The organism is Polaribacter sp. Hel_I_88, from assembly GCF_000687935.1.
GTDB lineage: Bacteria > Bacteroidota > Bacteroidia > Flavobacteriales > Flavobacteriaceae > Polaribacter.
In genome coordinates, this window is sequence record NZ_JHZZ01000001.1 from 3,314,523 (window position 1) to 3,339,244 (window position 24,722).

The 24,722-nt window shown below is 29.7% G+C and carries 21 protein-coding genes, 1 other RNA gene and 1 riboswitch; of the genes, 16 read left to right on the forward strand and 6 right to left on the reverse strand.

From position 1 onward, the window contains the following. Positions 1-65: 65 nt before the first annotated feature. The 4 genes from P161_RS0114695 to P161_RS0114710 are packed head-to-tail and all read left to right on the forward strand — an operon-like array spanning position 66 to position 2,232. Positions 66-311 carry a type II toxin-antitoxin system ParD family antitoxin gene (locus P161_RS0114695; protein ID WP_026777681.1) on the forward strand — a complete coding sequence of 82 codons (246 nt, stop codon included), beginning with the start codon at positions 66-68 and terminating at the stop codon, positions 309-311. After that, complete coding sequence (locus P161_RS0114700) at positions 298-585, forward strand: type II toxin-antitoxin system RelE/ParE family toxin (protein ID WP_026777682.1); 288 nt, start codon at positions 298-300, stop codon at positions 583-585. Before P161_RS0114695 ends, P161_RS0114700 begins: the two co-directional genes overlap by 14 nt. Further along, positions 582-917 (forward strand): DUF2834 domain-containing protein, encoded by a 336-nt coding sequence (locus tag P161_RS0114705; protein WP_026777683.1) that lies wholly within the window; start codon positions 582-584, stop codon positions 915-917. Before P161_RS0114700 ends, P161_RS0114705 begins: the two co-directional genes overlap by 4 nt. Further along, on the forward strand, positions 907-2,232 hold the full coding sequence (locus P161_RS0114710) for a LuxR C-terminal-related transcriptional regulator (protein ID WP_026777684.1): 1,326 nt from the start codon (positions 907-909) through the stop codon (positions 2,230-2,232). The genes P161_RS0114705 and P161_RS0114710 overlap by 11 nt, the downstream gene beginning before the upstream one ends. A gap of 334 nt (positions 2,233-2,566) precedes the next feature. On the opposite strand, the gene P161_RS0114720 is transcribed toward P161_RS0114710, so the two are convergent. Both P161_RS0114720 and P161_RS0114725 read right to left on the reverse strand, forming a co-directional pair. Further along, positions 2,567-3,664 (reverse strand): ABC transporter substrate-binding protein, encoded by a 1,098-nt coding sequence (locus P161_RS0114720; protein ID WP_036841547.1) that lies wholly within the window; start codon positions 3,662-3,664, stop codon positions 2,567-2,569. 95 nt (positions 3,665-3,759) lie between these two features. Continuing rightward, positions 3,760-4,797 carry a GMP reductase gene (locus P161_RS0114725; protein ID WP_026777686.1) on the reverse strand — a complete coding sequence of 346 codons (1,038 nt, stop codon included), beginning with the start codon at positions 4,795-4,797 and terminating at the stop codon, positions 3,760-3,762. Between the two features lie 75 nt (positions 4,798-4,872). After that, positions 4,873-5,097: riboswitch (cobalamin riboswitch) on the forward strand. 144 nt (positions 5,098-5,241) lie between these two features. On the opposite strand from P161_RS0114725, the gene P161_RS0114730 reads away from it, so the two are divergent. Beyond that, positions 5,242-7,146: a TonB-dependent siderophore receptor gene (locus tag P161_RS0114730; RefSeq protein ID WP_026777687.1), complete on the forward strand. Its 1,905-nt coding sequence runs from the start codon at positions 5,242-5,244 to the stop codon at positions 7,144-7,146. A gap of 62 nt (positions 7,147-7,208) precedes the next feature. On the opposite strand, the gene P161_RS0114735 is transcribed toward P161_RS0114730, so the two are convergent. Genes P161_RS0114735 through P161_RS0114745 form a run of 3 tightly spaced genes read right to left on the reverse strand, consistent with a single transcriptional unit; the run spans position 7,209 to position 9,062 of the window. Next, entirely contained in the window at positions 7,209-7,721 is a 513-nt protein-coding gene (locus P161_RS0114735; protein WP_026777688.1) for a hypothetical protein, read from the reverse strand. Between the two features lies 1 nt (position 7,722). Beyond that, positions 7,723-8,445 carry a DUF3307 domain-containing protein gene (locus P161_RS0114740; protein WP_026777689.1) on the reverse strand — a complete coding sequence of 241 codons (723 nt, stop codon included), beginning with the start codon at positions 8,443-8,445 and terminating at the stop codon, positions 7,723-7,725. 2 nt (positions 8,446-8,447) lie between these two features. Continuing rightward, a complete protein-coding gene (locus P161_RS0114745) occupies positions 8,448-9,062 on the reverse strand; it encodes a hypothetical protein (RefSeq protein WP_026777690.1) in 615 nt (204 codons plus the stop codon). A 208-nt stretch (positions 9,063-9,270) separates the two neighbouring features. On the opposite strand from P161_RS0114745, the gene P161_RS0114750 reads away from it, so the two are divergent. The 9 genes from P161_RS0114750 (at position 9,271) to P161_RS0114780 (ending at position 19,635) form a co-directional block, all read left to right on the forward strand. After that, the gene (locus tag P161_RS0114750) at positions 9,271-11,595 is read left to right on the forward strand and encodes an ATP-dependent helicase (RefSeq protein ID WP_026777691.1); all 2,325 of its coding nucleotides are present in this window, start codon (positions 9,271-9,273) and stop codon (positions 11,593-11,595) included. A 408-nt stretch (positions 11,596-12,003) separates the two neighbouring features. Further along, positions 12,004-12,135 (forward strand): hypothetical protein, encoded by a 132-nt coding sequence (locus P161_RS20065; RefSeq protein WP_368086212.1) that lies wholly within the window; start codon positions 12,004-12,006, stop codon positions 12,133-12,135. A gap of 6 nt (positions 12,136-12,141) precedes the next feature. After that, the gene (locus P161_RS18705; RefSeq protein ID WP_368086213.1) at positions 12,142-12,462 is read left to right on the forward strand and encodes a transposase; all 321 of its coding nucleotides are present in this window, start codon (positions 12,142-12,144) and stop codon (positions 12,460-12,462) included. A gap of 175 nt (positions 12,463-12,637) precedes the next feature. Further along, positions 12,638-13,288 carry a DUF4290 domain-containing protein gene (locus P161_RS0114760; protein ID WP_026777692.1) on the forward strand — a complete coding sequence of 217 codons (651 nt, stop codon included), beginning with the start codon at positions 12,638-12,640 and terminating at the stop codon, positions 13,286-13,288. 3 nt (positions 13,289-13,291) lie between these two features. Further along, on the forward strand, positions 13,292-14,599 hold the full coding sequence (gene murA / locus P161_RS0114765) for a UDP-N-acetylglucosamine 1-carboxyvinyltransferase (RefSeq protein WP_026777693.1): 1,308 nt from the start codon (positions 13,292-13,294) through the stop codon (positions 14,597-14,599). A gap of 261 nt (positions 14,600-14,860) precedes the next feature. Continuing rightward, complete coding sequence (locus P161_RS0114770) at positions 14,861-15,409, forward strand: nucleotide exchange factor GrpE (protein WP_026777694.1); 549 nt, start codon at positions 14,861-14,863, stop codon at positions 15,407-15,409. Between the two features lie 149 nt (positions 15,410-15,558). Further along, complete coding sequence (dnaJ, locus tag P161_RS0114775; protein ID WP_026777695.1) at positions 15,559-16,686, forward strand: molecular chaperone DnaJ; 1,128 nt, start codon at positions 15,559-15,561, stop codon at positions 16,684-16,686. Between the two features lie 188 nt (positions 16,687-16,874). Further along, an RNA gene (rnpB, locus tag P161_RS19250) (RNase P RNA component class A) lies at positions 16,875-17,186 on the forward strand. Between the two features lie 181 nt (positions 17,187-17,367). Continuing rightward, on the forward strand, positions 17,368-19,635 hold the full coding sequence (locus tag P161_RS0114780; RefSeq protein WP_026777696.1) for an aconitate hydratase: 2,268 nt from the start codon (positions 17,368-17,370) through the stop codon (positions 19,633-19,635). Positions 19,636-19,699: 64 nt separating this feature from the next. On the opposite strand, the gene P161_RS0114785 is transcribed toward P161_RS0114780, so the two are convergent. Continuing rightward, positions 19,700-20,866, reverse strand: a complete 1,167-nt coding sequence (locus P161_RS0114785; RefSeq protein WP_026777697.1) for a nitrate/nitrite transporter — start codon at positions 20,864-20,866, stop codon at positions 19,700-19,702. Positions 20,867-20,951: 85 nt separating this feature from the next. Here P161_RS0114785 and P161_RS0114790 point away from each other — a divergent pair, with 85 nt between their 5' ends. Further along, positions 20,952-21,809, forward strand: coding sequence for a hydroxymethylglutaryl-CoA lyase (locus tag P161_RS0114790; protein ID WP_026777698.1), 858 nt, complete (start codon positions 20,952-20,954; stop codon positions 21,807-21,809). Positions 21,810-22,034: 225 nt separating this feature from the next. Then, complete coding sequence (locus tag P161_RS19390; protein WP_197026360.1) at positions 22,035-24,341, forward strand: CHRD domain-containing protein; 2,307 nt, start codon at positions 22,035-22,037, stop codon at positions 24,339-24,341. The last annotated feature ends 381 nt before the right edge of the window (positions 24,342-24,722 follow it).

Below are 24,722 nucleotides of genomic sequence, written 5' to 3' on the forward strand. Positions count from 1 at the left end.
ATAGGAAACTAAAACATTTTTATTTGATGCGTTTTTGGTGTATATTTACATCAAAAATATAATTTATGTCTAGACAAAGTATCTCTTTTACACAACCCAATGATGAATGGTTAAAATCTCAAGTAGATTCTAACGAATATTCTAGCAAAAGTGAATTGGTGAACGATTTGATAAGACAAGCAAGAAAACAACAAACAGAAATAGATTGGATTCGCTCTAAAATTGAAGCTGCAGAAAAAAGTGGTTTTACAAATCAATCAAAAGAAGAAATTTTAGCAGAATCTAAGTCATTTTTGAATGGCAAAATATAAGTTAAGTGAAGTTGCAAAAGAGGATTTAATAAGAATTCATAACTATGGATTTCAAAAATTTGGAATGCAACAAGCAGATAAATATTTTGATTCTTTTTTCACTCATTTTGATAATATTGCAGAACGCCCATTTTCTTTTGAATCAGTAGATTTTATTAAGAAAGGTTATAGACGTTGTGTTTGTGGTTCTGATAGTATTTATTTTAGAATCAATAATGATATTGTAGAAATTATGACGATAATTGGAAGACAAGATTTAAATACTATTTTATGAAACTAAAATATCTCTATTTATTTTTATCAATCCTTGGAATTTGCTATACTTGGTACTACAACATCCAATATTTTAATACTGTAGAAAATGCAAATTTGATAGGTTTCTTTCAAGATGCACAACAAAATTTTGCAGGTAAATCTTTTGGAGCAGATTTAACAGTGGTGGTTTTTACGTTTTTTGCTTTTATGATTCCAGAATCTTTACGCTTAAAAATAAAATATTGGTGGGTTTTAATTCCGTTTACATTTTTAATTGCAATCGCTTTTACCTTTCCACTATTCTTATATATGAGAGAAAATGCTTTAGAAAAAAGTATGAATGAAGCATAAAGTTATCCTCTTTTTATTTTTTGTCACTTCAATTATTTATGCACAAAATGATGTGTATGTCTTTAAAGACATCAAAAACGAATACTCAATACATACTATTGAAAGTGCAAATTTTAAGCGTATAGAAAAAAGTATTTCAGACAAAGATATTAATGCTAGTTTTTGGTTTAAAATTCCTGCAAACAAAACTGTAGAAAATTACATTTTTAGAATTAATAGTATCAGAATTAAAGCATCTTCTGCCTTTCAAAATCAAAAAGAAATAGAAAAAATTGCAAACGAACGATATCTTGCATATAAATTTAATAGAATTTCACCTGTTTATATTAAAGTAAGTTCTGATTTTTCTTCATATTTTCCCTTTGATTTAAGTACTGAAAATGATTCTGTTTTTAGAGAAAAGGTTCAGATTATAATGAATAGCTTTTATTATGGATTTACCTTTTTAGTTATTATATATAGTTTTTTTTATTACTATTTTTTTAGAGATAAAGCCTTTTTATATTCTGGTTTATTAATTTCAAGTTTAACTTTAGGTTTCTTTTTATTAGATGGAATGTTTCATTTTTTCAAATTTAATAATCAAACAGTTGAGGCTATTACATTACTCAATTATATTTTTTTAGCTTTTTTCTCATCAAAATTTGTGCATAGCTTTTTATTGTTAGATGATTATTATCCAAAATTAAAAAAATACACCTATAGTTTGGGGGTTTTAATCATAATTAATGTTATGCTATTTTTAATTTATAGAACAAATTTTCTTTTTGTTTGTTTAAATATTTTAGTGTTTACAATCTTACTTATTTATTGGTTTACAGGAGTTATACTTTTTAAAAATAATATTTATACAAAAATATTTGTATTTGCTTATGCTACTTTATTGTTTACGGGCATTGATTTTCTTGTATTAAAAAATTTTGGAATTCAAATATTTGAATCCAATCCTCAAAATATGAAAATTGGAGGTTTGATACAAATTATTGTTATTTCTCTTGCTGTTTTATACAGAGAAAAAACATTACGTAAATCTAACCAATTTATGAAAATTGAAATAATAAAATACTCTAAGGAGATTGAGCAAATGGAGTTTTCAATTAATGATGAAACTCAAAAAGAAATTTTACAAACTTTGACTGTTAGAGAAAAAGAAATTTTCGATTTAATTATTGCAGGAAATTCTAATAAACTAATAGCTGACTCTTTAAATATTTCTGTAAATACTGTGAAATTTCACGTAAAAAACATTTATGAGAAATTACATATTAAAAGTAGGAAAGAGGCCATAACACTGGATAAATCCTTTAATTTATAGTTAATTTAGGACAAACTACCCAAAAACTACCCTTACACTTTTACTAAATAATTATAATATTAATTAAATTGCCCTATATAATAACTATGGCAGTAAAATAAATTAATTCCCCATTTATAGAGTGGCTCCAGGATTTATTCTGGAGCTTTTTATTTCTATTATCTTTTTTATTATTAGTTATTAAAGAACTAATAATTTATCTTTAAGAAAAATTTTATTATCAATGGAATATCAAGAAAATCAAAATAAGGAAGATAAAGATCATATAGAAAACAATGAAAAAAGTTTAGATGAAAAAAAGAAATTGCAAGAACAGCAACAGCAACAATAATAATTATTTCATCTTTTCAAAGAAAGTAAATTCGTAGTTTGGTAATACCTCAGGATTAGTAATTTTAATGATATCTTTTAAAACCAAATCAGGTCTTGTTCCTGCTAATTCGTAGTAAATTGCGCCACCTGTTTTACCTTTTTTAAGAATTGGCGTATAAATATTGTCCTTTTGAAAAGCTTTAAATTCTTTATAGATTTCATTACTCTTTAAAAGTTGCTCTTTAGAAGAAAAATAACCAGGTGTAATCCAATAATCCGCATTTTGAGCTTTGTCAAAAACACTTTCGAAACTTAAAGACAAACTCCCTTTTCCTTCTGTGTTTTTCCATAGATAATTTAGGTTTGCATCTTTTAAAAATTGTGCAACAAAACTTTCTCCAGCAGGTAAATTCCAAATGTCTTTGCTCATAATTGCGCCTGATAAAATTTTTGGTTTTTTATTCGATTTTAGTGCGATTTTTTTAGCCTCTAAATAATCTGTTTCTATCACTTTAAAAATACTGTCTGCTTGTTTTTCTTTATCAAACAAAACACCAAAAAACTTAATCCATTCAGCTCTTCCTAAAGGAGTTTCTTCAAGCCAATCTCCATTATAAATTACCTTAATACCTGCTTTTTGAATCGCTGTTAAAGATTTATCAGCAGAAGAAACACTATAACCCACTACCAATTCTGGTTGTAAATCCAATAATATTTCTGTGTTTAAAGAGCTTTCTTTTCCTATTTCTTGAATTTTTCCTGCATCAATTAAAACTCTTGTTTTTGCAGATGAAACATATTTAGAATATGGAAAACCAATTATAGATGATTCTTCATTAAGCAACTCAACCATTGGAATGTGTGTTGTTGAAGTCACAACAATTTTTTGAATGGGAACTTCCAGAACTTCATATTTATAATCAATAATAGTATCAATTTTTTTCTTTTTGATGATATATTCAAAAACATCATCAGAATTTTGATAGGCAGACTTTACAATCAACTTTTTTGTTCCATTTTCATCAACAATATCAAAACCTTTGGCATATTTAATAGTACTTTCAGTTTGATTTTTATCATCAACATTTATGGTTACTTTTTTGCAGGAAAAAGAAATCAATAAAAGGAAAGTAAATAACGTTATATAAACAAGTTCTCGATACAATTTTTCGTACTTCAAAATCACTCGAACTGACATTTTGTTGTAGAAACTCATTAATTGTAAACTTGATTTTCTTGTTCTTGAACTCTAATAAACGTTGTTCTTTTGGTCAATTCTTTTAGCCTGCTTGCACCAACATAGGTACAAGTAGATCGTATTCCGCCTAAAATATCAATAATAGTATGTTCTACATCACCTTTAAAAGGGACTTTAACTGTTTTTCCTTCTGATGCTCTGTAATTTGCAACACCTCCTGAATGTTTATTCATAGCAGTTTCAGAGCTCATTCCATAGAAAGCTTTGAATTTCTCGCCATTTTTTTCTATCAATTCTCCACCACTTTCTGTGTGTCCAGCCAACATGCCACCTAACATTACAAAATCTGCACTTCCACCAAAAGCTTTTGATAAATCTCCAGGAATTTTACAACCACCATCAGAAATTATTTGTCCACCCATTCCATGAGCAGCATCTGCACATTCTATAATAGCTGATAATTGAGGATAACCAACACCTGTTTTAACACGAGTTGTACAAACAGAACCTGGTCCAATACCAACTTTTATAATATCAGCTCCAGCCAATAATAGTTCTTCTACCATTTCTCCTGTAACCACATTACCTGAAATAATTACTTTCTTTGGATGATTTTTACGCATTTTTTGAACAAAATTCACAAAATGTTCAGAATATCCGTTAGCAACATCTACACAAATAAAATTTATTTGAGGAAATTCAGTTAGAATTTGAGCTACTTTTTGCGAATCTTCTTTTCCAGTTCCTGTGCTTACAGCAATATTTTTTAAAATTTCTTCAGATGAATTTGTGGCAAAATCTCGCCATTCTTCAATAGAGTAATGTTTATGAATTGCTGTAAATAATTTGTGTTTTGCTAATGCTTTTGCCATTTCAAAAGTACCAACAGTATCCATATTGGCTGCCATTATTGGTATTCCAGACCAAACAACATCACTATGTAAAAAATTAAACTCTCTCACCAAGCTTACTTGTGAACGCGATTTTAAAGTAGATCTTTTTGGACGAATCATTACATCTTTAAAACCTAATTTCAACTCATTTTCTATCCTCATAATTGTGTAAAATTTCAGAGTTTAAAGGTATAAAATTTAGAAGTCTTTTTGTTAGATTGTTTGTAAGATTCATATATATTTGCAACGATTTTTGGTTTTGATGTTATTTTTAACATCGAATTAAAAGGGAATCTGGTTAAAAGCCAGAACTGTTCCCACAACTGTAAGTTTATGCTGAATTTTTATTCAGCACCTCATTTGAGGATGTTATTTATTCTTATACCACTGACAATTTATTTGTTGGGAAGGTGAAATAACATAAAATAAGTCAGGAGACCTGCCCTAAATCACAAGTTATAACTTTTGGGATAAAAGTTTATGTACTTATTTATTTCTATTCGTACACGAAGTTTACCTGATTAATTTAGGTTTCATACTAGTTATGAAACTCACATTCCTGTTTTTTGCATAAGCAAAAGGCAAATTTTAAATTATATCGTTAAAATGAAAAAGCAATTATTAATTGTTAGTGTTTTGATGTGCAGTTTTGTTTGCACACATGTGTTTTCTCAACAAAAAAAAGAGAAAATAGAATCTTTAAATGAAATTGTAGTAACTGCTACAAAATTTGAAACCAATAAAAAAAACGTTGGTAAAATTGTGTACAAAATTACACAAGAAACTATTGAGAATAATCAAGGTAGAACTGTTGTAGATTTATTAAATGATGTTCCTGGAGTAGAAATTAATGGTAACTTTAGTACAAAGGGGCAAAATTTAGGATATTATATTAGAGGTGGACGAAACAGACAAGTGGCTATTTTAATTGATGGCGTAAATGTTAACGATCCATCTTCTTTTAATGCCGATTTTGATTTACGTCAAATAGACATCAACCAAATAGAAAGTATTGAGGTTTTAAAAGGAGCCTCATCAACTTTATATGGTTCAGGAGCTGCAACAGGTGTAATTAACATCATTTTAAAAAAATCTTCGAAAGATAGTTTTGCAGGAACTTTTACAACTTCTGTGGGTACAAATTCATCAAGTGAGAATCCTAAATTTTCTGGAGAAGAATTTTCTACAAACTTCAATTTTAATGGAACTTTAGGCAAAGTTGACTACCTATTAGCTTTAAATGCGAATGGTTCTAGTGGTTTATCAGCTGCAGAAAGCACAACAGATATTCCTTTTGAAGAGGATAATTTTGCAAGACAAAATGTGTTACTAAAAGTTAATTATGCTGTAAATGATAAATTAAAAATTGGCTTATTATCTAGTTATGATGAGTTTTCTACCGATTTTGACGGTTTTGATTTTGACCCTGTAACCTTTGCAAGTATTCCTGCTGATAGAGAAAATAACTCAAAAAGTGTTCAGAAAAGGGTAGGCCTAAATGCAGATTATTCTTACAAAAAAGGAGAATTAAAAATAAGAACTTTTTTAACGGAAATTGATAGAAATGAATCGCCTTCTAATGATTTTTTCTATGGAGAAGTGTATGGTTTTGATGTGTATAATAATTATAAATTCAACAATCAATTTTCTTTTTTAGTTGGTTTTACCTCGCAATTTCAAGATATGATCCAAAAAACTTCTTTTAGTACTATAGAAGAAGGTTCAGGAAAACAACATTTCTATGATCCTTATATTTCTTTTAATTATTTTTCGGAATCAGGCTTTAATTTAAATGCAGGAACTCGTTTAAATATGCATAGTGAATATGGAAATAACTTTGTTTTTAATGTAAATCCTTCATACAATTTTAAAATTTCAGAAAATGATTTTAAGGTATTTGCATCATATAGTACAGCTTTTGTAGCGCCAACCTTATCTGAAATTTTTACAAAATTACCAACCATTGATGAATTATTGCCAGAAGAAGATATTACAATTGAAGGTGGTTTTGATTTAGATTTAGGAGATAAAATCAACATAAATGCAACTTATTTTTATAGAGAAGAAACCAATAAAATAGGTTTTGATCCAACAACATTTCAAACCATTAACGATTTTGGAACTTTTTTAGCGAGAGGTTTAGAAACTGAAATTTCTTATAAAGCATCTCAGAAATTAAGATTATTAGCAAATTACACGTATATAGATAGAGACGAAAATTTGTTGCTAAAAATACCTCAGAATAAATTTTTTATCAAAGCAGATTATAGTTTGTTTCCGCAAACATTTACTTCTTTAAGCTACAGATTTGTTGATGAAACTAAGGATTTTGGGAATGTAGATTTAGCTTCTTACAGTTTAGTTGATTTTTTCATCAACCATAGTTTGTTAGAAAATAAAGTAATTTTTTATGGAAGTATTACTAATATATTTAATGAAAATTTTCAAGAAATTGCAGGTTTTACAACGCGTGGAAGAAATTATAATATAGGATTAAGAATTAAATTTTAAGGGGAAGAGTGCAAAATGAAAAAGACGAAAAGGCTTCTTAATATTTAAGAAGTCTTTTTTTATTACAGTAGTTTTTTTACTTCGTTTTTTATAAAAGCAATTGCAGTTTTTGTTGGTGGCAATGTTTTAGAATAATCGATTAGTATATTTTCACGTAAATCGTTCGCTGAACTTGAATTTTCTGCAACTTGTTTTAGTTTATTGATCACTGCACATTTGGCAGCGTAAATTGCTGTCCAACTATCATCAGAAATATAGATTTGTTGTACCAAATTATGCTCAAATTCCTGTTCTATATTTGCTATTAAAAGCTGTAAATATTCGTTTGTATTTGTTGATAAAGGCTGAATACGAATCAGCAATTTTACAGGATTTATGCGTTCGCAAAAAAGTAAAAGTCGCTCATAAGCTTGCAATTTTATAGGTAAAGAATCTTTCTTTTTTTGAGACATTAACTCTAATTGTTTTGCAGAATTCTGCTGACGAATAAAGCCATTAAACATGTAATAAGCTACAAAACCAGTAACTACAGCAGGTAAAATATAGGCGATACTCTCTAAGAATTTGTCTTCCATTTTATGAGATTAATTTTAAAGTTTGCAAATATAAAACTCCTAAAAGTATGGCAAACCCAAAACTTAATAAAGTTCCTATTAAAATATATTCGGTTAGTTTTCTGTCTTTAGATGATGTTAAATCTCCAAACCTAAATACCGATTTTGCTGCCAATAAAAATCCAATAGCTTCCCAATGATTGGTAATTACAAAAGTGAACACAAATAACCTTTCTAAAACACCAATATATTGACCAGCTTTTGCCAAAGAATCGTCGTTTTCTTTTTTCTTTTCAGGATTCCATTGTGTAATAATTAATTTGATGATTATGGATGACACAAAAATAACGAGCAATAAAAATATCAACAATAATAAAATTTTCTCTGTGATGATATTTTTTGCTGATAGTTTAAAATCAGTATAAAAAGAGGTAGCAATTATCAACATTAAAACATGTAAAATTTGATCGATAAAAAACCAAATTCGTTTTGTTTTCTTCTTTTGTAAGTATAGTTTTAGCAAGTCAATTGCATAATGAGAAATAACTATGAGTAAAAATCCTGCCCAATATGTTTGCAAATCAAACTGTAAAATCAACAATAATAAAACTGCGTGAATTGCAATATGAACGTATAATTTTGTAGATTTTACTTTCTTTTCCTCTTTGTCTTTTACCCATTTTTCTGACTGAAAAACAAAATCACCTAAAATGTGTGCCAATAAAAACTTTAAAAAGAGTAACATATTTATTGGTTTAATTTTTTGTTGATTAATTCTCTGTAGAGATTTTCTAACTGCATAATTTCATCTAAACCAGCTCTTTTTCTGCGTTCACTAGCACTACTTTCTGAAATATTTAATTCTTTGGCAATCAGTTTTTGTGTAGTACTTGGGTTTTCTAAATACTTTAAAACAAAATCGGCCGAATTTACTGTCCAATTATCCATAGTTAATAAAGCAAGGGCAAATGAAGTATTACATATGCTATCGAATTCTTTATCAGAAGATGTTATTGCTAAATTTTGTTTCTTTAATAGTGTGTCAAAAGCCAATCCACTATAAATAAACGCTTCTCCATTTCCTTCAGTAATGTTTGTATATGAATCATTTTTCTCGCCAATTCCGATAGCAATTCTAACATCTAATTTTTTTATTTTCTTTAGAGTTGCTTTCAGTTTTATAGCAAATAATAATGAATCTTTTACATTTTCAATTTCAATTTGAAAACTATCACCTCTATAAATTTCCCATATTTTGGGTGATCTTCCAATAGTTTGGAAAGCACTTTTTATCAAAGGAAGCCATTCATTAGAATCCACTTCTCTCGAATTTATAATATCTCCTGTTAAAATGCTAGTCATTAAAAAATATTTTTAACAAATATATCATTTATATTCGGGTTTTAAGACGAATATCTTATAATTCGGGTTTTAACACGAATATTTAATAATTCGAGTTTTAAGACGAATTTTTGTCGAAATAAGTTGTGTATAAAAATTCATCATCATTCTTTATAAAAAGAATAAGTTTTGTTAATTTCACAGTTCTAAATTCATACAAAACTTACGCTTGAATACATACTTAAATACTTTAAACGAAGCACAGAAAGAGGCAGTTATTCAAAAAGATGGCCCAATGATAATTATTGCTGGTGCAGGTTCTGGTAAAACACGTGTTTTAACTTATAGAATTGCACATTTAATGCAATCTGGAGTGGATTCTTTTAATATTTTATCGCTCACATTTACCAACAAAGCAGCCAAAGAAATGAAAGCCAGAATTGCTGGAGTTGTTGGACAAAGTGAAGCTAAAAATCTTTGGATGGGAACTTTTCACTCGGTTTTTGCACGTATTTTACGTTCTGAAGCAGACAAATTAGGTTTCCCAACAAACTTTACCATTTACGATACGCAAGATTCAGTTCGATTAATTTCATCAATTATTAAAGAAAAGAATTTAAACAAGGAACAATACAAACCAAAGCAGATTTTAGGGAGAATATCATCCTTTAAAAACAGCTTAATTACTGTAAGAGCTTACTTTAATAATTCTGATTTGCAAGAAGCAGATTTACATGCAAGCAGACCAGAAGTTGGTAATATTTACAAAGAATATGTAGATAGATGTTTTAAATCTGGTGCAATGGATTTTGATGATTTGTTGTTAAGAACCAACGAATTATTGGCTCGTTTTCCAGATGTTTTGGCAAAATATCAAGATAGGTTTAGATATATTATGGTGGATGAGTATCAAGATACAAACCACTCACAATATATAATTGTAAGAGCTTTGGCTGACAAATTTGGGAATATCTGTGTGGTTGGAGACGATTCACAAAGTATTTATAGTTTTAGAGGGGCAAACATTCAGAATATCTTAAATTTTCAAAAAGATTATCCTGATGTAAAAACCTTTAAATTAGAACAGAATTACAGATCTACAAAAAATATTGTGAATGCAGCAAATTCTGTAATTGCAAAAAACAAAACAAAGTTAGATAAAGAAGTTTGGACGAGTAATGATGCTGGAGATTCTATAAACGTAATGCGTACTATTTCTGATGGTGAAGAAGGGCGTTTTGTAGCACAATCTATTTGGGAAAATATGATGAATAATCAACTAACACCCGATAATTTTTGTGTACTATATAGAACAAATTCTCAATCTAGAGCCATAGAAGATGCTTTGAGAAAAAAGAACATCGACTATAAAATATATGGTGGAATTTCCTTTTATCAACGTAAAGAAATAAAAGACATTTTATCTTATTTGCGGATTTTAATCAACCCAAATGATGAAGAAGCTTTAAAAAGAATTATCAATTATCCTGCAAGAGGAATTGGTGCTACAACTATAGATAAACTTACAATTGCTGCAAATCACTATAAAAAATCAATTTTTGATATTTTAAAATATATTGATAAAATCGATTTAAAAATAAATTCTGGAACTAAAAATAAGTTGCAGAATTTTATGAATATGATTTTACGACTTCAAATTGAAGCAAAAACTAAAAATGCTTTTGAAATTGCAGAAGTAGTTGTAAAACAAACCCAGTTAATTAAAGATTTAGAAAAAGACGGAACACCAGAAGCTGTTAGTAAAGTAGAAAATGTTCAAGAACTTTTAAACGGAATTAAAGATTTTATAACAGATAAAATTGAACAAGGAGAAGATACTTCTTTAACATCGTTTTTAGAAGATGTTGCTTTGGCTACCGATTTTGATTCAGAAAAAAATGATGATAAACCTACAGTTTCTTTAATGACCATTCATCAATCTAAAGGATTGGAATATTTGTATGTGTATGTTGTTGGTTTAGAGGAAAATTTATTTCCATCTGCCATGAGTATGAATACAAGAAGTGAATTAGAAGAAGAACGTAGATTGTTTTATGTGGCGTTAACAAGAGCAGAAAAAGTTGCTTATTTAACGTATGCACAAACACGTTATAGATGGGGAAAATTAATTGATTCAGAACCAAGTCGTTTTTTAGAAGAAATCGACGATCAATATTTGCATTATATAACTCCAAAGGTTCCAGAATCTTCCGTAAATAGATTTATTGATAAAAGTATTTTTGATGATGCTCCAAAAGGAATTCGTTTTCAAAAACCTATTCAACGTAAAAAAGCAGAACGAGATATACTTAAAAAGAAAGAAATTATTGTTCCTAAAAACTTAAAAAAAGTATCACAAGCAACAACACCAAAAGCCAATTTATTTGATGGTAATATAGTGGTTGGTAATATTGTTGAACATAATAGGTTTGGTAGTGGAGAAGTAATAGCATTAGAAGGAAGTGGCCCAAATAAAAAAGCAGAGATAAAGTTTGGAACTGTTGGTAAAAAGAAACTATTACTACAATTTGCTAAATTAAAAGTGATTGGTTAATTTTTTTTAAATTAATCATGGATATTTGTAAATATGGCACTCCTAAAGGAGTTCTATAAAATTACCTAATTTATATCTATTAATATACAGCTCCTATGGAGCTAAAAAGATTAAGCTAAAGTAAATTAAAAGTGATTGGTTAATTTGAGTTTAGAATTAAAAAATAATATAGATATTGTAAATATGTTACTCCAAAAGGAGTTCTATAAAATTATGAAATTTATTTTATTAATATGTTGCTCCTAAGGAGCAAAAACATAAAATATGATATTAAAAAGTAAAACTGCAGAGCAGTGAAACATTAATAGAGAATATTTTAATTCAATTAAATCAAGCTCCATAGGAGCGACATATTTCACAGCATTAATTACATCAATAATAAAACATCAAAAAACCACACCATAAAAAATGGCAAATACATACACACAATTATATTTCCACATTGTATTTGCTGTAAAAGGAAGAGATAATTTAATAACATCAAAATTTAAAGTTGATTTATATAAGTATATCACAGGAATCATCAGTAAGAAAGATTAAAAATTGATGATTATTAATGGGATGCCTAATCATATTCATATTTTAATTGGCACAAAACCAAATTGTAATTTATCAGATTTAGTGAGAGATATCAAAGCAAATTCATCAAAATGGATAAATGAAAATAAATTTGTGTTAGGTAAATTTGAATGGCAAACAGGATTTGGTGCTTTTACAGTGAGTCAATCTGGAATTAATAAAGTAATAAAATATATAAAAGATCAAGAGGAACATCATAAAATAAAATCTTTTAAAGAAGAATATATCGATTTTTTAAAAGGTTATAAAATTGATTTTGAAGATAAATATATTTTTTCAGAAGATTAAATTTATGAATTGAATACCTTTTTTTAAAATTAAAAGTGATTGGTTAAAAAATCAATTATAAAAACAAAAATAAATTGTTATTTTGCAACATTAAATAACTACAAAGTATAAATTGTTATTTCGAGGAGCACGAATTTTACGTAAACTTTCGAAAACACACTTCAAAAATAAATAAATGACATTCGATTTAGAATATAATTCAGAAAGAACATTAATGATAATTCCAGAATATGGCAGACATGTTCAAAAATTGGTAGATCATTGTGTTGCCTTAGAAACCAAAGAAGAACGTAATGAAATGGCATTAGCAATTGTTGATGTTATGGGAAATTTGCAACCTCACTTAAGAGATGTTCCAGATTTTAAACACAAACTTTGGGATCAATTGTATATCATGTCCGATTTTAAATTGGATGCAGATTCGCCTTATCCAATTCCTTCAAGAGAAGAATTACAAGAAAAACCAGAACGTTTACCTTATCCAAAATATGCGTCAAAATATCGATATTATGGTAACAATATTCAAACAATGATTGATGTTGCTTTGAGCTGGGAAGAAGGAGATAAAAGAGAAGCCTTGGTATTTACGATTGCAAATCACATGAAAAAGTGTTATTTAAATTGGAATAAAGATACAGTAGACGATGCTGTGATTTTTAAGCATTTATATGACTTGTCTAATGGAGCATTCGATTTAAGAGATTCTGATGAAGATTTATCAGAAAGTAAAAATTTAATGAAAAAGAGAAATTCTCAAGGTCAGAATAACTCAAAAAGCACGCATAAAAAAGCACATCATAATAATAAAGGTAGAAAAAGATATTAGTCAATGGCATCATTTAAAATTGAAGGAGGACACAAACTAAAAGGAACCATTACACCTCAAGGAGCAAAAAATGAAGTTTTACAAATACTTTGTGCAGTCTTATTAACTCCAGAAAAAGTAACCATAAACAATGTTCCAGATATTATTGATGTTAACAAACTAATCTTTATTCTTGGAGAATTAGGTGTTAAAGTTGTAAAGTTAAGTAGCAATGCCTATTCATTTCAAGCAGATGAATTAAAATTATCCTATTTAGAATCAGATGATTTTAAAAGAGATGGAAGCTCTTTAAGAGGTTCTATTATGATTGTTGGTCCATTATTAGCACGTTTTGGAAAAGGATACATTCCAAAACCAGGAGGAGATAAAATTGGTAGAAGACGTTTAGATACACATTTTGAGGGTTTTATAAGATTAGGAGCAAAGTTTAGATATAATAAAGAAGATAGGTTTTACGGAGTAGAAGCAGAAGAATTATTTGGAACAGAAATGTTATTAGATGAAGCCTCTGTAACAGGAACTGCCAATATTTTAATGGCCTCTGTTTTAGCAACTGGAACCACAAAAATTTACAACGCAGCTTGCGAACCTTACATTCAGCAATTATGTAAAATGCTGAATGCAATGGGCGCAAATATTACTGGAGTTGGCTCAAATTTATTAACTATAACTGGTGTAGATTATTTAGGTGGTTGTGAGCACAGAGTTTTGCCAGACATGATTGAAATTGGTTCTTGGATTGGTGTTGCAGTCATGACACGTTCAGAATTGACGATCAAAGACGTTAGCTGGGAAAACTTGGGACAAATTCCAAATGTATTTAGAAAACTTGGAATTCAATTCGAAAAAAGAGGCGATGATATTTACATTCCAGAGCAAGAATCGTACGAAATTCAGAACTATATAGATGGTTCAGTTTTAACAGTGGCAGATGCTCCTTGGCCAGGTTTTACACCAGATTTATTAAGCATTGTTTTGGTAATTGCAACCCAAGCAAAAGGAACTGTTTTAATTCATCAAAAAATGTTCGAAAGCCGTTTGTTTTTTGTCGATAAATTAATAGATATGGGCGCAAAAGTTATTTTGTGCGATCCTCACAGAGCCACTGTAATTGGTATGAATTTTGAAAGCTCTTTAAAAGCAACAAAAATGACTTCTCCAGATATTAGAGCAGGAATTTCTTTACTAATTGCAGCACTTTCTGCTAAAGGAACAAGTATCATCAACAATATAGAGCAAATAGATAGAGGTTACGAAAACATAGAAGCTCGTTTAAAATCTATTGGCGCAAAAATTGAAAGAATAGAGTAGTGTTAGGAGCTATTTCCTGCTTTCCACTGTATCTTTTCATAGGCGTCTTTGCGAAGTTTACTTTTTTGTAAACTGTGGCAATCTCTTTCAGGAATTGAATTACTTATTTAAAAAGCCTATAAAAAGGATGTCGTTTCAATCAGGGCTAAACTGGTTTACCAACATTCATAAAAGATTTAAAAATAGTGTCATCTTGACACTATTTTTTTGTTGGCAACATTTTTGTCAATATAGTTGTGACAATTTAATTATTACAAAGAAATGAGTAAGAAAGAAGATATAAAAGACGAAGAAATAAACAACGAGCAAGAAACTGCACAAGTTGAAGAAAATCAAGAAGTTGAAGTGGAAGTAGTAAAGGAAGAACCGACTACAGAAGAATTATTAGAAACAGAAAAAGATAAGTTTTTACGTCTATTTGCTGAGTTCGAAAATTATAAAAAGAGAACAACTAGAGAAAGAATTGAATTATATAAGACAGCAGGACAGGAATTAATGACATCTTTACTGCCAGTTGTAGACGATTTTGAACGTGCTTTGACACATATTGCAGAAGATATAGAAACTGAAGAATTAAGAAAAGGAGTTTTATTAATTTACAATAAATTCTACAATACTTTAGAGCAAAAAGGCTTATCAAAAATAGAAACCAATGCTGGTGATGTTTTTGATGCTGAAATTCATGAAGCAATTACACAAATTCCTGCACCATCAGAAGATTTAAAAGGAAAAATTATTGATTGTGTAGAAAAAGGATATAAAATGGGTACTAAAATTATTCGTTACCCAAAAGTAGTAATAGGACAATAAAAATAGTAAACAGTTTTCAGTTTCAGTTGGCAGTGTAATACTTGCTATAATTCTAAAACTAAAAATTGTTATATTTTTTTAGAAAACATAAGTGTTAGTAAACAGTGAGCACTGAAAACTGCGACTGTTTACTGAAAACTAAAATAATAATGGCAAAACAAGATTTTTACGAAGTATTAGGCATTTCTAAATCTGCAACACAAGCAGAAATTAAGAAAGGTTATAGAAAAATGGCAATCAAATATCATCCAGATAAAAATCCAGATGATAAAACTGCTGAAGAGAAATTCAAATTAGCTGCAGAAGCTTATGAAGTTTTGAGCGACGAAAATAAAAAAGCAAGATACGATCAATATGGTCATCAAGCTTTTGAAGGTCCTCAAGGTGGAGGTGGCTTTGGAGGTGGTGGAATGAATATGGATGACATATTCAGCCAGTTTGGAGACATTTTCGGTGGTGGAGGTGGAGGCTTTGGTGGTTTTGGTGGTGGAGGCCAAAGACAAGCCAGAGTTAAAGGAAGTAATATGCGAATTCGTGTAAAACTTACTTTAGAAGAAATTGCCAAAGGTGTAGAAAAGAAAGTAAAAGTTCGTAGAAAAGTACAAGCAGATGGTGTACGCTATAAAACTTGTACTACTTGTAATGGTTCTGGTCAGCAAATGCGCGTTACAAACACTATTTTAGGTAGAATGCAAACTGCAACTACTTGTAGTACGTGTTCTGGAGCTGGAGAAATTATTAGCTCTAAACCAAATGGAGCAGATGCTCAAGGTTTAATTGTAAAAGAAGAAACTGTACCAATTAACATTCCTGCTGGTGTAACAGAAGGTGTTCAATTAAAAGTTGGAGGAAAAGGAAACGATGCTCCAGGTAAAAATTCTATTTCTGGAGATTTATTAGTGTTGATTGAAGAAATTCCTCATGACACTTTAAAAAGAGAAGGTACCAATATTCATTATGATTTGTACATCAATTTTTCTGAAGCAGTTTTAGGAACTAGCAAAGAAGTAGAAACTGTAACTGGAAAAGTAAAAATTAAAATTGATCCAGGAACACAATCAGGAAAAATTCTTAGATTAAAAGGAAAAGGCTTACCAAGTATAGAACGTTATGGAACAGGAGATTTCTTGATTCATACAAATGTTTGGACTCCTCAAGAATTAGACAAAGAACAAAGACAGTTTTTTGAAAAAATGAGCGATAATTCAAATTTTACACCAAGTCCAAATACCACTGATAAATCATTTTTTGAAAAAGTAAAGGATATGTTTTCTTAATAAAATACTAAATTCTCAAAAAAGTTTATTTATTTTATCAAATTTACTTTTTAATAGTATTAAAAATTATATATTTGTAGTGTGATTAGTTTACTAGTCACACTTTTTCTTTTTCATAGCAATTTTTCCCACTCAAATTTATATTTGAGTGGGTTTTTTATAAAAGAGAAAATCAAAATTTAAAATAGAAAGCAGATTTATCTTATCGCTTTAAATTAATTTTAAAGAGGAAAGTCCGGACACCAAAGAGTAATCATAGTGGATAACATCCATCCAACGTGAGTTGAGGACAAGTGCAACAGAAAGCAAGTACAGTTAGGCTGTAGTGAAACCAGGTAAACTCTATGAGGTGCAATGTCATGTAAATTAGAGCTTGAGAGCTACTCGCTCGATTCTAAAGGGTAGGCAGATAGATTCTAAGAGTAATTTTAGAACTAGATAAATGATAAGAGCCTTACATATGTAAGGAACAGAATTCGGCTTACAAGTCTGCTTTTTTATTTTAATTATCAAATCCTCAAAATTAATTACAAAAACTATTTTTTTATTGAAGTATATTCAATGTTTTGAAAAATAGCTTTTATTTATCTATTAATTATAGCAATCTATTATTTATCTTTTAAAATTGATATTAAAACTGTAGATTTGTTTTACGAAAAATTTTTAAAATCACAACTGAATATGGCATTTGACATTGATATGATCAAGCAGGTTTACGCAAACATGACAGAACGCGTTGATGCTGCTCGTAAAATTACAGGAAAACCACTTACATTATCTGAAAAGATTTTATACTCTCATTTATGGGAAGGAAAAGCTACTAAAGAATTTACTAGAGGTAAAGACTATGTAGATTTTGCTCCAGATAGAATTGCTTTGCAAGATGCAACTGCACAAATGGCATTATTACAATTTATGCAAGCTGGTAAGCCAAAAGTAGCGGTTCCTACAACAACTCACTGTGATCATTTAATTCAAGCTAAAGAAGGTGCTGCAACAGATTTAAAACAAGCAAACACAACAAGTAGTGAAGTTTTTAATTTTTTAGAATCAGTTTCTAACAAATACGGACTTGGTTTTTGGAAACCAGGAGCAGGAATTATTCACCAAGTAGTTTTAGAAAACTATGCATTTCCAGGAGGAATGATGATTGGTACAGATTCGCACACAGTTAATGCTGGTGGTTTAGGAATGGTAGCAATTGGAGTAGGTGGAGCAGATGCTGTAGATGTTATGGCTGGAATGGCTTGGGAATTAAAATTTCCAAAATTAATCGGAATTAAATTAACTGGAAAATTATCTGGTTGGACAGCTCCAAAAGATGTTATTTTAAAAGTTGCCGAAATTTTAACTGTAAAAGGTGGAACAGGGGCAATTGTAGAATATTTTGGCCCAGGTGCTACTTCTATGTCTTGTACTGGTAAAGGTACAATTTGTAATATGGGTGCAGAGATTGGTGCAACAACATCAACTTTTGGTTATGATGAATCTATGGAACGTTATTTACGTGCTACAGATAGAGAAGATGTTGCAGATGCTGCTAATAAAGTTAAAGAATATTTAACTGCGGATACTGAAGTATATGATAATCCAGAAAAATATTTTGATCAAGTAATCGAAATTAACTTATCAGAATTAGGTCCATTATTAAACGGTCCTTTTACTCCAGATTTATCTACAACAGTAGGTTCTGATATGACTAAAAAAGCAAACGATAATGAATGGCCGCTAACGGTTGAATGGGGATTAATTGGTTCTTGTACAAATTCATCTTACGAAGATTTATCGAGAGCATCATCTATAGCACAACAAGCAATTGATAAAGGATTAAAAATGAAAGCTGAATTAGGTATCAATCCTGGTTCTGAAAAAGTAAGATATACTGCAGATAGAGATGGGATTTTAGGAATCTTTGAAAAATTAGATGCAAAAATATTTACAAACGCATGTGGACCTTGTATTGGTCAGTGGGCTAGATATTCAGATCCTAAAAATGCTCCTAAAAATAGTATTGTACATTCTTTTAACAGAAACTTTGCTAAAAGAGCAGATGGGAATCCTAATACGCACGCTTTTGTTGCATCACCAGAAATAACTGCTGCTATTGCTATTGCAGGTCGTTTAGATTTTAATCCATTAACAGATAAGTTAATCAACGAAAATGGTGAAGAAGTTATGTTTGATGAGCCAACAGGTTGGGAATTACCTCCAAAAGGTTTTGAAGTAAAAGATAATGGATATTTAGCACCAGAAGAAGATGGTAGCCACGTTAAGATTGCTGTAGAAGAAGATTCTGAAAGATTACAATTATTAGAACCTTTTACACCTTTAGGAGACACAATTACAGGAGCAAAATTATTAATTAAAGCTTTTGGAAAATGTACAACAGACCATATTTCTATGGCTGGTCCTTGGTTACGTTTTAGAGGGCATTTAGATAATATTGCAAATAATACATTAATTGGTGCAGTAAATGCGTTTAACAAAAAAACAAACTTTGTTAAAAATCAATTGAATGGTGAGTATAATGCAGTTCCTGCAGTGCAAAGAGAATACAAAAAAGCAGGGATTAAAACAATTGTTGTTGGTGATCATAATTATGGAGAGGGTTCTTCTAGAGAGCATGCTGCAATGCAACCAAGACATTTAGGTGTTGCTGCTGTTTTAGTAAAATCTTTTGCAAGAATTCATGAAACAAACTTGAAAAAGCAAGGAATGTTAGGTTTAACGTTTGCAAATGAAGCTGATTATGATTTAATTCAAGAAGATGATACATTCAACTTTTTAGATTTAAATGAATTTGCTCCAGACAAACAATTAACAATCGAAGTTGTTCATGCAGATGGAAGCAAAGATGTTATTAAAGTAAACCACACTTATAATGATGCGCAAATTAGCTGGTATCAAAAAGGTTCTGCTTTAAACTTGATCAAGTTGCAAAACGCTTAAAAATAATATAATTTATAGTTGAAACTCCTGAAGAAATTCAGGAGTTTTTTTGTGCCAAAAACAGTTAAGTTTTTCTTCTTAAAGCTAGCAAACCAAAAATTGGTCCAATGGCTAAAATCGTAAATATAAAAATAGAGGTTGATGAAATTTGTAACTTACTTAATAACTGAATGCTAATAATTGTTATCGAAAAACCGATACAATTTACAATTGTTAAAGCTGTTCCTTTATTATTTACTGGTGCATTTCTTGCGACTAATGTCGAAAAAAGTGGTGAATCTGCTATTACAACCATTCCCCAGAAAATTAAAAAGATTATAAATATATTTTCGTTTGATTGATACAAAATCAATGGAGAAAGTAAACAGCATACACAAGAAAGTAATAAAAAAATAAAAGCTGTTTTTTTGATACCTAATTTCTCAGCTATATAACCTGATAAAATACAAGAAACAGTTCCACTTCCAATAATAATAAAAGATAATAAGGGAATATTTAAAACCACACCAACATGTAAATTTTGATATATTAATAGAGCAATGGGAACAAAGGTCCAAAAAGCATATAACTCCCACATATGGCCAAAATAGCCAAAAGCCGCTTTTCTAAAATTGATATTTTTAAAAACTTTAAAGCAACTTGATAAATTTAAACCTTTACTTTTTGTTCTAAATGGGCCATCTTTTATAAAAATCAACAATAAAAAACCACCAAAAGCTGATAATAAAGAAGTTGCGATTAAAACGTGTTTCCAAGAAGTATTGATGAAAATATCTTTTAATAAATGAGGTAGAGCAGTTCCCAACACTAAAGCTCCCACTAAATATCCAAGTGATTTCCCCAAACCTTTATCATAATAATCTGTGGCAATTTTCATGCCTACAGGATAAATTCCTGCCAAGAAAAAACCTGTAAAGAAGCGTAAACTCAATAAACTAAACAATGTTTGATTGTCTAAAATACACATCAAATTAAAAGTTCCTCCTAAAATGGCACTTATAAAAAATACTTTTGAAGGTGAAAAGCGATCTGCAATGGTAAATAACGCAAAAATAAAAGTACCAGTTATAAAACCAAACTGAACAGCTGATGTTAAATGACCTAAAGAAGAATCGTTTAAATTAAAGTTTTTTATAAGACTTGGCATTATTCCATTACCTGCAAACCATAAAGAAGTGCAGCAAAATTGAGAAATAACGATGATAGGAAGTAGTAGTTTAGAGTTTTTCATTTCAGAAAACGAAATTAATCAAAAAGAGTATAATAATCAGATTAAATAATTTTGCAACAAGTTTACTTTCTTTATATTTGAATTGATGAAAAAAGTTAAAATTATAGAATGTCCAAGAGATGCAATGCAAGGAATAAAATCTCATTTTATATCCACAGAAAAAAAGGCATTGTATATCAACTCGCTTTTAAAAGTTGGTTTTGATACGATTGATTTTGGTAGTTTTGTATCGCCAAAAGCAATTCCGCAAATGCGAGATACTGCTGAAGTTTTGGCAAAATTAGATTTATCAAAAACCCAAAGTAAACTTTTAGCCATTATCGCAAATGTTAGAGGGGCAACTGATGCATCACAGTTTGAAGAAATTGATTATTTGGGGTATCCTTTTTCGATTTCTGAAAATTTTCAAATGAGAAATACCCACAAAACAATTGATGAATCCATTACTGCTTTAGATGCTATTTTAAATATCGCCCAAAAAACAAATAAGGAAGTTGTTGCATACTTATCTATGGGTTTTGGGAATCCTTATGGTGATCCTTGGAATGTTGAAATTGTTGGAGAGTGGACGGAAAAATTATCAAAGATGGGTGTTAAAATTTTATCACTTTCAGATACTATAGGTAGCTCAACCCCAGAAGTTATTGATTATCTTTTTTCAAATTTAATTCCACAATATCCAGAAATTGAGTTTGGTGCACATTTACATACAACTCCAGATAAATGGTTCGAAAAAGTAAATGCAGCTTACAAAGGTGGTTGTTTACGTTTTGATGGAGCCATAAAAGGGTATGGAGGTTGCCCAATGGCTAAAGACGATTTGACAGGAAATATGCCAACAGAAAAATTACTAAGTTATTTTACAGCTGAAAAAGTAGATACAAATATAAAACCAATGAGTTTTGAAAGCGCTTATAATAAGGCTTTAGAAGTTTTTATATAAATTAAATCATTTGCTATTATTACCTCTATTTTTTACTCTTTTTAATACCTCGATATTTAGAGTTTTATTAAGCGTAATTTATTAAACATAATTCTGATAACTTTAACCTTCTCTGTTAATTTCTGTTAAAAGTGTATAACAGCAAAAAATATTTTGATATAAGTTAATGTGTAGATTTAGTTTTGTTTATTTTTGGGTATAAATAATTAAACAAAAACTTTTTTTATGAAAAACATTAAATTAATATTACTTCTATTTGTAACATCTATAATTTTTTATAGTTGTGAAGATAATGACCAAGAATTTGTATTCAATACACCTTCTGGTAACCAAATAACATACAATTTAGCAACTAAGGATGTTGATGGAATTTCGGGTACAGCAACTTTTGTGGAAAACACAAACTCAACAGTAACGATTGTTTTAGATATTTCAGGAACTTCTTCAGGAGGCATTCATCCAGCTCACGTTCATTTTAATTCGGCTTTAGAGGGTGGAGATATCGCATTAACCCTAGAACCTATAAATGGTAGTACTGGTGGAAGTGCAACAACAGTAACAAGATTAGATGATGGCACACCAATTTCTTTCAACGATTTTTTAAATTTTGATGGATATATTAATGTTCATCTAAGTGCAAACGAATTAGAAACTATTGTTGCTCAAGGAGATATTGGGGAAAATGGTTTAAAAGAAAGTATAACGTATGATTTAGGAGAAAAAGCAGTTGATGGTATATCTGGAGACATTACTTTTTCTGAAAGAAATAATGGAGAAATTTTAGCTACTATATTATTAAATGGAACTCCTGATGGTGGAATGCACCCAGCACATATTCATGCAAATACAGCTGCTGAAGGTGGAGATATTTTATTAAGTTTTTCTCCTGTAAATGGCGATTCTGGAGTAAGTATGACTAATATTACAACTTTCGATGATGGAACTACTTTCTCTTTTTCAGCTATTGAAAATTTAGATGCTTACGTTAATGTACATTTAAGTGCAACACAATTGGGAACTATTGTATCTCAAGGAGATATTGGTCAGAATGATTTAACAGGAATGACTAAAACCTATGATTTAGGGGAAAAAGATGTTGCAGGAATTTCTGGTGATGTTGTATTTTCAGAAAGAGTAAATGGAGAAGCATTAGCTGAACTTATAATTACTGGAACTCCAGCAGGAGGAATGCACCCAGCACACATACATGCAAACACAGCTGCAGAAACAGGAGCAATTTTATTTTCTTTTGAACCAGTTGATGGAGATACAGGAATGAGTGCAAAAAATTTATCAACTTACGATGATGGTTCTGATTTTGGATATTCAGATATTGAAGGATTAGATGCATATGTTAATGTACATTTAAGTGCAACACAATTGGGAACTATTGTATCTCAAGGAGATATTGGTCAGAATGATTTAACAGGAATGACTAAAACTTATGACTTAGGAGAAAAAGATGTTGCAGGAATTTCTGGTGATGTTGTATTTTCAGAAAGAGTAAATGGTGAAGCATTAGCTGAACTTATGATTACAGGAACTCCAGCAGGAGGAATGCACCCAGCACATATACATGCTAATACAGCTGCAGAAAGTGGAGCAATTTTATTTACGTTTACTCCAGTAAATGGAGATACTGGAATGAGTGTAACAAATGTATCAAGTTTTGATGATGATTCAGCTTTTGGATATTCAGATATTGAAGGATTAGATGCTTATGTTAATGTACATTTAAGTGCAACACAATTAGGAACAATTGTAGCTCAAGGAGATATTGGTCAGAATGATTTAACAGGAATGACTAAAACTTATGACTTAGGAGAAAAAGATGTTGCAGGAATTTCTGGTGATGTTGTATTTTCAGAAAGAGTAAATGGTGAAGCATTAGCTGAACTTATGATTACAGGAACTCCAGCAGGAGGAATGCACCCAGCACATATACATGCTAATACAGCTGCAGAAAGTGGAGCAATTTTATTTACGTTTACTCCAGTAAATGGAGATACTGGAATGAGTGTAACAAATGTATCAAGTTTTGATGATGATTCAGCTTTTGGATATTCAGATATTGAAGGATTAGATGCATATGTTAATGTACATTTAAGTGCAACACAATTAGGAACAATTGTAGCTCAAGGAGATATTGGTCAGAATGATTTAACAGGTGATTCTAAAGTATATGCTTTAGCAGAAAAAGACGTACCAACTATTTCTGGAACTGCAACTTTTTTCAAAAGAGTAAATGGTACAGCATTATCAATTTTAAATATTCAAAATACTTTACCAGGAGCAATGCACCCAGCTCATATTCATGAAAATGATGCTGCAACTGGAGGTCCAATTGCATTTACCTTTAACCCAGTAAATGGAGATACAGGCTTAAGCAACACTCAAGTTGAAAAATTAGATGATGATACTGAAATCACTTATGATGAAATATTGACTTTTGATGGATATATAAACGTTCATTTGAGTTCTGCACAATTAAGTACTATTGTAGCGCAAGGTAACATTGGTTCAAATGAATAATTACATTCATTAAATTACAAATTATAAACCCATCAATTTTTGATGGGTTTTTTGTTGTTTTGATGTCAAATACTTAAATAAGGCTAAATAATTCTAAAAATCACAGAAAACTATTTAAACAACTGCTACTTTTTTTTTGCACGAATAAAATTGTTTTTTATATTAAAAATTGTACAATCGCTTAAACTAGATTTCAATAAATATAATATGAAAATTGATAGATTTTTTATTATTTAAAAAAACACTTGATTTGAAAGACAATTTTTATATGACCAAAATTCTTATAACTTAGCTCAAATTAAAAGATTTGTAAAAAGTGTAATTATTTTATACAACAAAATAAGATTAGACTTACCTTTAAATTATAGAATACTTAATATG